The 13,585-nt window shown below is 44.3% G+C and carries 11 protein-coding genes and 7 pseudogenes; 13 read left to right on the top strand and 5 right to left on the bottom strand.

Going from position 1 to position 13,585, the window contains the following annotated elements; genetic code table 11:
• The 3 pseudogenes from ABFX35_RS23775 to ABFX35_RS23765 all read left to right on the top strand — a co-directional run.
• Positions 1-521, top strand: a pseudogene (locus ABFX35_RS23775) (IS3 family transposase); the annotation flags it as partial.
• A 145-nt stretch (positions 522-666) separates the two neighbouring features.
• A pseudogene (locus ABFX35_RS23770) lies at positions 667-1,052 on the top strand (IS66 family transposase); the annotation flags it as partial.
• An 85-nt stretch (positions 1,053-1,137) separates the two neighbouring features.
• Positions 1,138-1,356 (top strand): annotated as a pseudogene (locus ABFX35_RS23765) (IS110 family transposase); the annotation flags it as partial.
• Between the two features lie 111 nt (positions 1,357-1,467).
• Here the strand turns inward: ABFX35_RS23765 and ABFX35_RS24240 are convergent.
• Positions 1,468-1,680: pseudogene (locus ABFX35_RS24240) on the bottom strand (ATP-binding protein); the annotation flags it as partial.
• 321 nt (positions 1,681-2,001) lie between these two features.
• On the opposite strand from ABFX35_RS24240, the gene ABFX35_RS23755 reads away from it, so the two are divergent.
• The 8 genes and pseudogenes from ABFX35_RS23755 to ABFX35_RS23720 form a co-directional block, all read left to right on the top strand.
• Positions 2,002-2,646, top strand: a complete 645-nt coding sequence (locus ABFX35_RS23755; RefSeq protein ID WP_279026010.1) for a common pilus major fimbrillin subunit EcpA — start codon at positions 2,002-2,004, stop codon at positions 2,644-2,646.
• A gap of 152 nt (positions 2,647-2,798) precedes the next feature.
• The gene (locus ABFX35_RS23750) at positions 2,799-3,500 is read left to right on the top strand and encodes an EcpB family pilus assembly chaperone (protein WP_279026012.1); all 702 of its coding nucleotides are present in this window, start codon (positions 2,799-2,801) and stop codon (positions 3,498-3,500) included.
• A gap of 15 nt (positions 3,501-3,515) precedes the next feature.
• The gene (locus tag ABFX35_RS23745) at positions 3,516-6,092 is read left to right on the top strand and encodes a CS1-pili formation C-terminal domain-containing protein (RefSeq protein WP_279026015.1); all 2,577 of its coding nucleotides are present in this window, start codon (positions 3,516-3,518) and stop codon (positions 6,090-6,092) included.
• Positions 6,093-6,096: 4 nt separating this feature from the next.
• Positions 6,097-7,725 (top strand): fimbrial protein, encoded by a 1,629-nt coding sequence (locus ABFX35_RS23740; RefSeq protein WP_346083192.1) that lies wholly within the window; start codon positions 6,097-6,099, stop codon positions 7,723-7,725.
• Positions 7,725-8,408: a fimbrial biogenesis chaperone gene (locus ABFX35_RS23735; protein ID WP_346083191.1), complete on the top strand. Its 684-nt coding sequence runs from the start codon at positions 7,725-7,727 to the stop codon at positions 8,406-8,408. Before ABFX35_RS23740 ends, ABFX35_RS23735 begins: the two co-directional genes overlap by 1 nt.
• Positions 8,387-8,806: a hypothetical protein gene (locus tag ABFX35_RS23730; protein WP_346083189.1), complete on the top strand. Its 420-nt coding sequence runs from the start codon at positions 8,387-8,389 to the stop codon at positions 8,804-8,806. Before ABFX35_RS23735 ends, ABFX35_RS23730 begins: the two co-directional genes overlap by 22 nt.
• 55 nt (positions 8,807-8,861) lie before the next feature.
• Positions 8,862-9,494, top strand: a complete 633-nt coding sequence (locus ABFX35_RS23725; protein ID WP_346083188.1) for a hypothetical protein — start codon at positions 8,862-8,864, stop codon at positions 9,492-9,494.
• A gap of 498 nt (positions 9,495-9,992) precedes the next feature.
• A pseudogene (locus ABFX35_RS23720) lies at positions 9,993-10,422 on the top strand (transposase); the annotation flags it as partial.
• 1 nt (position 10,423) lies between these two features.
• On the opposite strand, the pseudogene ABFX35_RS23715 reads toward ABFX35_RS23720, so the two are convergent.
• A pseudogene (locus ABFX35_RS23715) lies at positions 10,424-10,713 on the bottom strand (helix-turn-helix domain-containing protein); the annotation flags it as partial.
• Positions 10,714-10,865: 152 nt separating this feature from the next.
• On the bottom strand, positions 10,866-11,003 hold the full coding sequence (locus tag ABFX35_RS23710) for a hypothetical protein (protein ID WP_346083186.1): 138 nt from the start codon (positions 11,001-11,003) through the stop codon (positions 10,866-10,868).
• Positions 11,004-12,014: 1,011 nt separating this feature from the next.
• On the opposite strand from ABFX35_RS23710, the gene ABFX35_RS23705 reads away from it, so the two are divergent.
• Entirely contained in the window at positions 12,015-12,266 is a 252-nt protein-coding gene (locus ABFX35_RS23705; protein WP_346083185.1) for a type II toxin-antitoxin system Phd/YefM family antitoxin, read from the top strand.
• Complete coding sequence (locus ABFX35_RS23700; RefSeq protein ID WP_346083184.1) at positions 12,263-12,550, top strand: type II toxin-antitoxin system RelE family toxin; 288 nt, start codon at positions 12,263-12,265, stop codon at positions 12,548-12,550. The genes ABFX35_RS23705 and ABFX35_RS23700 overlap by 4 nt, the downstream gene beginning before the upstream one ends.
• A 24-nt stretch (positions 12,551-12,574) precedes the next feature.
• Here the strand turns inward: ABFX35_RS23700 and ABFX35_RS23695 are convergent.
• A pseudogene (locus ABFX35_RS23695) lies at positions 12,575-13,462 on the bottom strand (IS3 family transposase); the annotation flags it as partial.
• A 9-nt stretch (positions 13,463-13,471) separates the two neighbouring features.
• Positions 13,472-13,585, bottom strand: a 114-nt coding sequence (locus ABFX35_RS23690; RefSeq protein ID WP_346080938.1) for a hypothetical protein, incomplete at its 5' end; no start/stop codon positions are given.

The raw sequence follows: 13,585 nt of genomic DNA, 5'->3' as shown, positions 1-13,585 counted from the left end.
CTCCAAAAGGCGGCCACCTACTTCGCCAGACGCCTGAAGTGAAGTACGGTTTTATACACCAACATCAGGCGGCGTTCTCAGTGAAAAGCCTGGCCCGGGTACTGTGCGTCTCGCGCAGTGGCTGGTATGCGTGGCTGAAGCGCCGACAATCCTTCTCGCTGCGGCAGATGCGTCGTCAGCAGTGTGATGAGCGGGTGGCACAAGCTTTTATACAGGCAAAACAGCGCTATGGCGCGCCTCGCCTTACGCAGGAGTTGCGTGAGGCCGGCCATGTCTGGAACCGTAAAACGGTGGCGGCCAGTCTGCGACGTCAGGGATTACGGGCCAGAGCGGCGAGCAAGTTCAAAGCCACGACAAACAGCCGGCATAACCTGCCGGTGGCGCCGAACCTGTTGCAACAGGACTTCAGTGCAACGGGGCCGGACCAGAAGTACGTTGGGGATATCACCTATCTGTGGACAGAGGAAGGTTGGCTGTACCTGGCGGTGGTTATCGACCTGTATTCGCGTCGGGTGGTGGGTTAGTCAATGTCGGAACGAATGACGGCGGAACTGGCGTGCAATACGCTGAAAATGGCGTTGCCAACAGCGGGCTAAGCCCGGTGCAATTTGAGGAAAAAAACCTCGCTTAAGGCTGTGTCCACCGTTGCTGGGCAAGATCAGTCCGGCGGAAGAGCGACTGGCGGTCAGAAAAACCAGAATGGTACCGCTGATGCAGTCGCTGTATGACTGGATACAACAGCAGATGGGCACGCTGTCGCGCCACTCGAATACGGCGAAAGCGTTCGCATACCTGCTGAAGCGATGGGATGCCCTGAACGAATACTGCCGCAATAGAATAACCTGTGTGAAAATGCCCTCCGTGTGGTGGCGCTGGGGCGCCGTAACTATATTTTCTTCGGCTCTGATGGTGGTGGTGACAGTGCGGCAGTGATGTACAGCCTGATCGGTAGCTGCAAACTTAACGGCATCGAGCCAGAAGCCTGGTTGCGTCACGTAATCAGCGTCATCAACACCTGGCCTGCCAACCGCGTGAAAGAGCTGTTGCCCTAGAACGCAACCCTCTCTGTAAACTAATTTTTACCCTACGTCCTTCACGGTACGCTTACAGTGTAAACTCAGCAGAAAGAGCGTCCAAATGAAAGTATCTACTTTGGGTATTGACCTGGCAAAAAATGTTTTCCAACTTCATGGCATCGATCACACCGGCCACACGGTGCTCAGGAAAAAACTGAACCGGGACAAACTGGTGCCTTTCATTATGCAACACAGCCCCTGCCAGATTGGGATGGAGGCCTGCGCATCCAGCCATCACTTTGCCCGGCTTTTCAGCCAGTATGGTCATCAGGTCAAACTGAAATACTGATGATCTGTTCGTCTGAAAAACTCTTCTTCATAGAAATGCCTTCACGTTGTTGATGAAGACATTACTAACATCACGGTGTATTAATCAACGGGGAGCTGGTCACCGGGCCCGATAGCCCAGAGCCTCAACTCCAGTCACGATCGCCACCGCCAGATGGCTTTTCCCCTAGCCGCTGGCACCGAACAGCAGGACGCTTTCTCCGGCATCAACCCAGTCTGCCGTTTCGCAGAGGTGCTGGAAATAAGCCTTATTCAGTTCCAGCACCTGGCTGAAGTTATATTCACCCAGCGTTTTAGTCATCGGCAACCGGGCTTCTGAAGTTTGGCATCAGATAGCCTTTCCCTGGTCTTGCGAGCTCATTTTTGCATCAAAAATAAACCACTTATCAATTGGGGATAACGATCAATTGAATTACAATTAATTCACAGCACCTATCAATAATAAGTTATTGATCGTTTATTCCGATCACTGGTATAATGAACCACGGTAAGTTTGCGCAATTACCTTATTACTCAATCATGGGTAGAAGATAGTCACATTGATAATATGTGATGGGAAAGTAAATATAGAGGAAGCCAAGGCTACTTATGCAGGTAGGGGCTTCGGCGCTCTCGATTTGAATGGAAATTAAGACTGATGAAAACATTTAGCTATGTTACTTTGGCAACCTGTGTTTCAGTGGCGGCGTTGCTGACTTCAAATGGCGCAGCAGCAGCAACAAGTACTACCGCTACTGACAGTGCGAGCTGGTCAGCTACCGCAACTAAAGATACGTCTGCGGCATTTGTTATTTCTCAGGGGAAATCATCCCTGACTTTCGACTACAGCGCTAGCAGCAAACAATTTAGTACTGATTCAGATACATTGACAGCATCTGTTATTGGTGATGGTGACACCGGTTATTCCGGCTTTACTATTGTAGCTTCGTTGTCTGGTGATACACTCAGTAATGGTACTGACACTATTTATGTTGAACCAACCATTGGTGGAAAAGATATAACTACCGCCGGTGCAACAATTTATGATTATGCATCCGTTTCCACATCCTCCTTTGCTGGCATCACTCCATTGACCACCACAACTAGTCAGGTTTCTGACACAGCTACGGTAACCTTCACCCCGTATTCAAGTAGTGACTTTAGCAGTCGTGACTTCTCTAGTTACTCTGATGGTACATATACTGGGACCGTAGGTATTAACTTCATTGCCACTTGGACTGGTGCATCATCATCTGATGATGGCTCATCTGATAATAGCTCATCTGATAATGACAATGGTTAATCCTTAATAAAAAACGATTTTCCAAGCAATAAAATACCCGGCGCTTTGTATTTTTCATCAGGTGCTGGGTGTGAGGCTTGCAAATTTATTTTGTATGGTGGTCTATTATCGACCACCAAGTAAAAAAGAACATGAGTATAAGTAGGTATAAAATGAAGAAAATACACTTGGTTATCTCGTTTCCCTTGTTTTTTTCACAATTTTCTTCTGCCATCGATGTTGGTGATCCTACTTTTTTTGTTGAATCAAACCAGAAGATTGCGGGTAAAATTATAAAGAATAGTGTGAACGAGTCTCGTTTTCTCAAGGTTTCCGTGCAACGTGTTTCGTCCCCGCTAAAAGGCGGCATCGTTATTTCCCCCGAAAGCAAAGATGAACTGCTTGCAGCTCCGCCGGTTGCCATTTTGCAACCAAATGCAGAAGACACTATTCGGTTCTTTTATAACGGTCCTGCTGATGGAAAAGAGCGTTATTACCGTGTGATTTGGGATGAATCACCGCTATCTACAGACGACGACTTAAGTACATCAAATAAAGTAGTGCAGGCTATGCCTCATGTGCGGGTGTCAACAATCATGGTGGTGCGCCCACGTAATGTAAAATGGGATGCTAAATACACTAATGGTGTCATAATGAATACAGGGAATACCTCTCTAAAAACAATCTATTATGGCGAATGTACCTCTAAAGGACTTGAACTTCTGAAGAGAAGGCACCGAGAAAAAGATAATACCTGCAAGGAAGTTGACTATATCCTACCAGGAAACACATCCCATCCTGAATTGGTTAATATTTTTGCCAATAAGGCGGTAGGCGGAGTCTGGGAAGATGGGCAGTTCATTAAACTAAATTAAGCTAAAAAATTATTCATGTATGAATATAGAATTTATTTAGCGGGATTTCTCGCTATTATGTTTAGCGCAGGCGTTTATGCGGATGAGTTGGTTATTTCCAATAATCGTCTCCTGCCCGCACAGTTGATCATGGCCTTGCAGCAAGGTGTCACCATACCTGTTTACGTTGAACTTCGCGATGATGAAAAGCTTCATACGACTAAGGAAAGTAAGAAAGCAAAAAGGCAGCAGATCGCACAGGCCATACTGACGATTAATGACCAGAAAGAAATCCAGCTTCAGAGTATTGAGCTAACTCCATCTCCTTCGGATAATCTTAGGCAAACGGAGCTTTCCCCAAAAATAAAACAAGAAATTGAAAAACTGGCTGGTCGGTCGTTTTCAAAAACCGGTGAATTAGCCATCACCGACGGAAACGTTCTCCTGCTGGACTTTACTAACTTTAATATCGCCCTAAAAATCCGGCCTAATAGTATTGTCGCGTCCCATTTGCAGGCGACAAATACACTGGGACCATCGACATCCAGGTCACTGACTAACGTTCTGGATTACAATTTTGGTTCCTACTCAAATAAATACAAGTCTGAAAAAAGTACCTCACTAGCTTATCTGACACTGGACAATTGGTTGTCCTGGCGAGAGCATCATCTTAATCTGAACGGCTCTTGGTATGGGATTGGTTCTTCTTCTTCTTCATCGCATTTGTACCGTAGTGTTTACGAACGTGATTACAATGGTTATAGATTTTCCGCTGGGAAAACAACAACATGGTCATCACAGGGCCTTACCTCATTCACTGCACTAAGTGGCAGTAACATGTATGGCGTATCATTCAGTAATGCTGCCAGTTCCGAGTACGTTGAAAAAGTGTATTCGCTGACTCCCGTGCTGGTTTTCCTTCCCTCTGCCGGTGAAGTTCACATCACTCGTGATGGAAACCTGATTGATATCCAGAGCTTCGGCATGGGGTCATTTGAGGTCGATACATCCAGATTCCCCTACGGGACCTACAACGTGGATGTTGAAGTTGTAGTCAATGGTCGGACCGTATCAAAACAATCCGCCTTGATAAACAAGCCGGTATCCCCATTGATGATGAAAGCCCAAAACCTGAAATGGCAATTTTTTGGAGGAACACTGGATTATAAAGACCGCCATTACAGCAAGACCGAAAGCAATAGCTATGACGACTATGGCACTAAATCGACCTGGTATGCCGGCGGGTCGGCAGCCAAATCCTTTGGCCTGCTTGACGGTGTTGCCCTGAAAGGGTCAGTTTACGGGTTCCGTAACACGGGGGTATTCGAGTCTGAGTTATCTGCAAACGTATATAAAAATCTCCGAGTAAGCCAGCAAGTGATGGCCGCGTCAGACAACTCTAACGAGCTCCTCACCACCGCCAGCGCCGAACTGCCCTGGAGAGTCGGTAACGTGTGGGTGAATTATGATAAACGAACCATCGGAGATAAACTCAATATTCAACCCAGGAAAAACGGGAGTTACGGCGTCTCACTGACGTTATCGCAGTATCTTCCACATGCTGGCACGATTAGCTATAGCCACACAAAAGACTGGTATAACCAAACGATATACAACACGTTTAGTTACAATACAACGTTGCTGCAAAATAAATATGTAACGCTGGGAATACGCGCCGGCATTCAGCGTTATTACTATGATGAAAACGATTATAAAGGCTCGTCGGAAAAGTTTATTGCTTTTGATATGTCCCTGCCGCTTGCAACTTGGCTGAGCATGGGGGCTTCCTATGAATCCGGTGATACTTCACTGGTTGTCAGTGCGCGTAAACATTTCGATAATTCGGCGATAACCAGCACAGGGCTGTCCTACAGCAAACGCATGAGTGGCACATCCGATCTCGTTGATGACTATAGTTTGTCCGGAAATATGGGGTATGACACCCGCTACAGCAAAGGAACCGTCTCTGTCGCCCATGGTGAAATGGGAAGCACAACGGCCTCATTGACCTCGCAGGGCTCTGTCGCCTGGAGCGGGACCAATTTGATCGCTAGCAAGCTGAAGGAAAATTCAGGTGTTATCTTGAAAACAGGCATTGATGGCGCCGGAGAAATGAATGCCAAGATAAATGGAAGAACCTACAAATTTGGGACCGGGACAAATTTTGTCGCGCTTCCTGCTTATGCGCGCTATCACATCGAGCTGATGAATGACACTAACTCAGAAGACTTGTTTGATATTAGAAAAGGGAAGGTTTCTGAAGCGGTACTTTATCCTGGAAATGTGCAAATTGAAACGCCAGAAATTAAACGCATGGTGACCGTATTTGCCCGTGTACTGATGCCTGATGGCAGTATCGCGGCAAATAAAAAGATACACAACCATATCGGTAAAACAGTTACTGATGATAAAGGGGAGTTTGCAATGGATATTGATACCCGTTATCCAGAAATATTGCTACAGGATGAAAATGGCAAGGTATGTAAGGCTAACTTGAATATGAAGTCAGCGCATGGTGCAGCCTGGATGGGGGATGTTCAGTGCAAGTTTGTGGGTGTCCCTTTAGCTGATAGGGGGAATAGCATTATTGGACAGGATAAAGTTCAAGGGTAATGTGATGAATAAAATAATAACAAAGTCAATTCTTGTTGCATTTTTTTTATTTGTTTCTAACACTTGTACAGCTGCTTCTCTAGCTGAATCAAAATCAGCAACACTAGGTTATACGCTCATTAGTAATGAAGTAGATGGTGAATACTTTCTGGTTGATGACCAATCCGGCGGAGTTGCAATATTTTCAGGTGCCAATACCTGGACCAAACATAGTTCTTATGGGACGCAAACCTTGCTTGGATATCTTGGGACTCAAAGCTGGTATAAAACCAGTGAATGGACGGATATATATCTGGAAAACTCGCCTATTCGTTCGCCTTTTTTAGGAATAATCTGCCCCCTAGGAGATTCTGGTTGCCCATCGAGTGGATACATTACGGGCAGTGCTACAGATGAAAACGGTTTCTATCATGCCATGAGTGCATCCACGGTTGGAGGAGCTTATGCGCGGGCGACTCTTTCCAGTAGTGCATATGATTATTTTTTAGGTCTCAAGACTGGCAGTACCGAGACGTATAATTTTATCTACTGCTACGTCCCTTCTCTATATGCGTCTGAATATGCCACCTATGATGGCTCTAAAAAATGCATGAACCTAAGTGACGGAGTATATAACAGATATGCATTTAAAGTAACAAAAAATGGACAGATAACGATTAATGATGTTGGCGCTCAATCCACTGTCTATACCACAGCTGATGGTTCTCCTACCATTATGAATGGCAATGACTTATGCTATGAAGCAACCGTCGATAGCAAAAATGGAATCGTTTGCAAAATGGTTTCATACACCTATGATTATAGTACTCTACCAGGCAGTTATTTGAACATTTACCTGGGAATCAATACTGCTGATATAGGCGGATTCGATGTTGGAACTAGTGATATATTATGGAGTGCTGATGCTTCGACCTGGTATAAAAATGGCAGTTCTAATAAGAAAAGTGTAAGTAAGGTGTTTTCATCAGGAAGCGGATACCTGTATGTTTTCCTTACCCCAACTTTCTTCAAAGAACTTGTTAATTCAGGATACGAACTTTCTTCTTCGGATAATGCCTTTGTATTTTCTTTCTACAATACCAATAGAACGGGATCGGGATACTACGAATTTACATCATCGAACTCGATTAAAATCGTACCTAAAGAGTACGGAGTAAGTATTACCGCATCAGATGGTTCACGTAGTACAAGCGGTACTGGTACCATAGGCTCAAGTACACCAATATCGATGGATTATGATGTGGTTGTATCTGGTCCAGCTCAGTTCACATCCGTTACCGCAGCCGTTTCGGGGAGTATGGTCTCGAGTGGTGGGAGCACATTCTGTGCTTTCACTGGCAATGATATTACTGTGCCAATTCCTCAATATCTTGAATATAAAAACTCATCAGGTATCACTCGGCGGATGTATACCAACTGTGATAGCTCAAAGACTGTTGACCTGACTGATGCCGAGTGGACTCAAACTGCGTGGACGGATTATAGCGGATACTATTGGAAAACAACTATTTCGCTTGATTTCCCCATGAATAACAGTGTGTCTAAGACTGATACGGACGGTAGTAACTGGGAGGGAACAGTGTCAGCTAATGGTACTATTACGGTAACTGCAACATGGGAAGATGCATCCTAATGAAGAAATTACCTCTGCTTTTTATTATCGGTATAACTGGAGCTTTACCGTCTGTATCACAAGCAGTTTTCTTTGATTCGGTTATTTATGATATGCCATCAGAAAAGAAATTTATTTCCAGGAGAGTTTACAACGATAGCAAAGATGAGAAAATATACATAATCAGTGCAGCTAAGGTTGACAGGCCAGGGGAAAATGAAAAGAGCTTTCCTGTTTCGCCATCTGAGCTTATTTATGGCCCACTCAGATTCACACTCGAACCAGGAAAGTCTGAATATTTCAAGATATTCTATACGGGCCCTCAGGATGACCAGGAACGCTATTACCGATTAAGTTACCGAGAAGTATCAATGACGTCTTTTTTGAAACAAAAAGACAACAAAGAAATTGTCATGATCCCTGATGTGAAAATGTCAACATTACTGGTGGTTAGGCCACGGAAAATGAATTTTAGGTTTTCTATAGATGAAAAGTCTAATACATTAATTAATAATGGAAATACTTATTTTCGTGTTGTTACTATGGATGGGTGTTTTTCCAGAGAAATAAAAGATAGTCAATTTTACGTACTTCCTCATCAGGTGGTGACTCGCAGGGAGCTAAACGAATCAAACAAAAAATTTATTGTAGCATTCGGAAGATATATTCATTTGGGGGAAGGATGTTTCTCAAATCAACATTGACAGTTGTTAGCGTATTTTTTATTTTTTGCTTTGATGCATATTCTGGCATGAATGAGCTCAAGGAATGCAAACCTAAGGTTATTACTGTGTCTGATTTAGCAGAAGGGGCAGTTTCCATTGACTGGCGACAACAGCGAAAGAAAGATATTCAGCGTTCTAACCAACTGGCTCATGATGCGAAGTGCCATTTTTTTATCATCGCTCGCCCTGCCAAAAATTCAGATAATATTCCTGTAACAACTCCACCGGGATTTTCTGAACAGCGCGAGCATCCTTTATATAAGGATGCTGTAAATACATGGTTACTACTGCATACAAAGAAAAACTTTCGGCATATCATTTTGACTAATGAGTTGCCTGGGTGGTTATCCCCAAACTATTTTTTTTTCGTTGAGTAGAAAAGTGAACGCTAGATAATAAAATGATTTCACAAAATTAAATGAATTTAAAATCATGAGTAAAAATAAAAAAAACACCTCAGAAAACATGACTTTTATCGTAATAACCAATAACCACTTTCTTTTTAAAGGCCTCGTAGAGATTTTTCCAAAAATTGTTTTTTATCATATCTCCCCAGAAATAGGGAAACTTCACAAATTAGATATATCAGCACCTAAGGGGGATGTTTTTATATTGATTGATTCATATCTGTTTATAGATGCTCTCTGGGCAGAGTATCTTTATATCGCCAGACAGTATCCTAACGCGTGTTTTATCTGGTTAACATTACCCCAAACCGGTGGAATCTGGTCAAACCGGTTTAATGGGCATTATTCCGTAGCTCAGAAGTCTTCACAGTATTTATTGCGCATGCGGTTATATACTATAATAACAGGCAAAGAAAGCAGGGAACGATATCGTATTTCCCCTCTGGTTATCACGACCATGGAACAGAAAGTTATATATTACTTTTTATTGCGCAGGTACTCCTATGGTTTTTCACGTTCTATCGGTATTAATTTAAAGTCATTTTATTTCTATCGAAGAAGGATTATGACGAAGATGGGGTTTATTTCTCCGGCATTTATGGGTTATATTTTACAAAAGAATAAAGAGTTTCTTTTCCCCAATCCTAGGGAATGTTGAAAACCCTTGTTTTTAATTATTCTCACATACCTTCAGGTAATCTATATTGCTATTTAAAAATTAAATAAGGTGAAAATTCAGGCGTGTAATTTTTAGTTACAGATATATTTTTAGCCCAAGGATTAATCAGAGTCATTCTAGATCTAAATTATTTCCGTGTTCATGATGGGCGCTTTCTGTTATATTCAGGCAGCCAGCGAAATGTTTTTCCCTCGCTTTGCTTAGGTTCCTGAGTCGAGAATTAATCCAATAATTATGTTCGGTCCGACTGGTTAAAACGTTCAATGAAAGACTTTTTCTTCGACTCATCAATAATCCTTATTACAAGAAACTGGTAATTTTTATCGGGATAATTTTCAACAAAATATTTTATTATGAAAGCACTTTAAGCACCCCCATCTGTCTGGATAGCTGTACTCCATCAATAATGTAGTGGTTCGGTAATTCAGGATACCTCGAAATCCTGTTAATGTTAAAACAATAAACATGAGGTGATGCATGATCAAAACTCGTCGGACTAAACGCACATATTCTCCAGAGTTCAAACTCGAAGCTATCGAACAGGTTGTTAAGTATCAGCGAGATGTTCGGGAGGTCGCGCAGGCGCTCGAACTCAACCCTGATCATTTGCGCAAATGGATACGGCTTTATAAGCAGGAACTTCAGGGGATTGAGTCCACTGGCAATGCGATTGCACCTGAACAACGTGAAATTCAGCAGTTGAAAGCGCAGATAAAGCGTCTTGAGATGGAAAAAGAAACACTAAAGCAGGCTGCCGTGCTGATGAGCGAAGTCCCCGGAAAGCATCGCGCTAATCACACGGCTGAAAGCAAAGTGGCCTATGTTGGTTCTTTGTCATTTATTCGGTGTTCACCGCAGCGTTTATTACGCGCAGATGAAACGTTCTGTTAATGTGCAACGAATTGAATTTTGCGCAACTCGTTGCTGGTTCGGTGTTGCCCGTGAGCGAGGAACTCTATGGCGTAATCAACGACGGCTTGTTCCGTCGTGGCATCGGTTCTGTTTTTCAGATTTGGCCACGGTGGCTACGGTTGATTAACGCGTCAACGCCGCCTTGTTCAGCCAGTTCCCGATAGCGGTAAAACGTATCACGAGATACGCCCATGACCTTACAGGATTTCGATACATTACCGAGCTCTTCAGCCAGGTTTAGCAAACCCGCTTTGTGTTTGATGATAGGATTGTTAGTATGCAACATGAGAGTTACCTCTTGTGTTTTGTATAAGGATTCGACACCCATATCAAAACCGGTAACTCTCAACTTTTCAAGTTGTTGTGTCAGATTTGGTCGCGACTAATATACTTAACGGCACAATAAAAAATACGCCGAGTTTTCCCGGCGTATTGCATTTACTCCGCTGCTTCAGTTGGTTGAGCGGCGTCCTGGCTGGTGTAGATAGCGGCAAGGATACCGTCAACCACCTCTTTACTGCGCAGTTGGGCAATAGCAGCTTTTTGGATATTGCCGGTGATGTTAATCTGGGTCATTGCTTTTTCCTTTTTTAGCTTTTCGGGAAGACATGCCTAATCCATGTGAAGATTTTCATGGATAATTCCTGGTTATATTCTAATCAAAAAATTATGATTATTAAATTTATATACTGGTCACATAATTAACCTCTCATTGTTGATGTTTCGTTTAGTTTATTGGGTGTATAAATAATTTCCGAGACGTTTTTCATGTTATTCTTGTATTCTGATTTTCCGATGGATTTACATATCTCCAATGTAATCCTGTCTTATTTTAACCGCCTTTGGGGGCGGTTTTTTTTTGCTTCTACGCTTATGCGGTTCTCATCCAGCCCCGCAGTTGTACGAATTTGTTAGTGATATCTACGGGGGTATTTGATACCGCCGTCGCGCCGTTACTGTCCGTGTACGTGCCGGATGTGTAGTTGCGACTATATGTTCCAGTATTATCTGTCCCCGTTGAAAATCCCTGGTCATAAGCCGCCCCTGGGCCCCCCCCTTATGGCTGTGATCGGGTAGGTTGGCCGCAGTCAGGGTGACGCTATTATTACCGCCTGTGGTCATGGGGATTGTCCCCAGCATCAACATGCGCTCCCTGCATCCCGGCCAAAATACAACCACCACTGGGATGTAAGGACGCCCCAACGTTCGCTGTGTCGAGCTGATCCCTATTCAACCTGACGAGTTGTCTTAGCCGCCGTAAGTCTTCCCGCTGCAACTGATAACAGCACAAAGCCTCGCTTAAACGGCTAGGGGTTAAATGCACTCCGCCAAAAACTTTTTCCTCCCTGCGGTCGTAAAAACTTTTCGTCTCCGCCCCTTGCCGCCGCTCTTCGCCGTGCTGAATCAGTTTTATTGCGACGGCGAATACTCACAGCGGCATCACTTATCAACCCAAGGAGGGTTTCAATATGGATCAACAAAACCAGGCGGGAAGAACAGACAATAAATAAGGAAAAAGACCTGTTAACAGGTCTTTTTGATGGTATTATAAGACCTGTTAAGTAGTCTTATTGAGTCGAGGATACCATGCCAAATATCATTTTGAGTGACACAAGCGCGAGCATCAGCGAGCTGAAGAAAAACCCTATGGGAACAGTTGGCGCCGGTGACGGCTATCCGGTGGCCATCCTTAACCGCAATCAGCCTGCATTTTATTGCGTGCCGGCAGCGCTCTATGAACAAATGCTTGATGCCCTTGATGATCAGGAACTGGTCAAATTGGTCAATGAACGCCATAACGAGGCGCTGGTTGATATCGATCTGGATCAGTTCGCATGACATATAAAGTCAAATTTCGTGAGTCAGCTCTGAAAGAGTGGGACAAACTGGACAAGACGCTGCAGCAGCAGTTCGCCAAAAAACTGAAAAAATGCTGCGAGAATCCGCATATTCCGTCGGCAAAACTGCGGGGGATGCCGGGGTGCTACAAAATCAAGCTGCGCGCCTCGGGGTTTCGTCTGGTTTATGAGGTAATCGACGATTGCCTCATTATCGCAGTTGTAGCCGTAGGCAAGCGTGAGCGAGGGGATGTTTATCAGTTGGCAAGTGAACGTCTTAAGTGAACAGGTGTGTAGTGGATCACAAAATCAGGACACCGGGATAACCTGTTTCCACTGTTCTTCATACGCGCAAGGAGGTAGACCACCGTTGTTTGTGTGAGGACGAAAAACGTTGTAATAACGGTTTATCCAGTTCCTGATATCGCGTATCGGACTACCAAAATCAACATAACCCTCCTTTGGCAACCACTCGCTTTTTAGGCTACGGAATACCCTTTCCATGAGCGAATTGTCCAGACAGTTTCCTCTGCGACTCATGCTTTGCATTACCCCATAAAGCCAGAGTAACTTTCTGTATTTGTTGCTCTTATACTGACTTCCCTGGTCAGAGTGAAAAAGCAGACGCCCATTGCGTGACCGAGTTTCCAGAGCATTGCGCAGAGCCTTGGAGACTAAATCAGCATCCGCTGTCAATGACAGGGCTGAACCCACAATCCGGCGTGCATATAAATCAACAATCAGTGCGAGATAGCACCATTTATCTTGCAGGCGAATAAAACTGATATCACCACACCAAACGCGGTTTGGTGCCACAGGGCTGAATTGCCGACGTAATACGTTGGGTAATGCTGGGCTGCTATCAGGGGGTATTCGGTAATGGTGTTGACTCGGTTGGCGGCTTGTCAGGCCACATTCGGTCATCAAACGTCTCGCTAGCCATCGACCTACATCACACCCACTATGACGCAGCATTTGGCTAAGTGTACGGCTGCCTGCGGCACCACGACTGAGAGCATGAAATGCCCTTATCCGGCTTCGTAAATCAACCCTGCGTACATCAATGGGGCGTTGCACAGACGCGTAATAAACGCTGCTATGGATACCCAGCAAGTGACAGAGTGTCACTATTGGCCATTTTGCTTTTAGCCGTGTGATTAGCGCGCAGATTTTCCGGGGATTTCGCTCATCAACACGGCTGTAGATTCAATCTGTCAACGCAACACCCCTTTCAATTATCTCTTTCGGTGTTTTGAACTTCAGTGTCTTTCTTGGTCTGTTGTTTAGCTGAGCTGCAACCTGATCCAGCTCATGTTGAGT

This window comes from Gibbsiella dentisursi (assembly GCF_039539505.1).
GTDB classification, from domain to species: Bacteria; Pseudomonadota; Gammaproteobacteria; order Enterobacterales; family Enterobacteriaceae; genus Gibbsiella; species Gibbsiella quercinecans.
The sequence above is the reverse complement of the archived record's forward strand: the minus strand, read 5'-3'. Positions and strand labels throughout refer to the sequence as shown.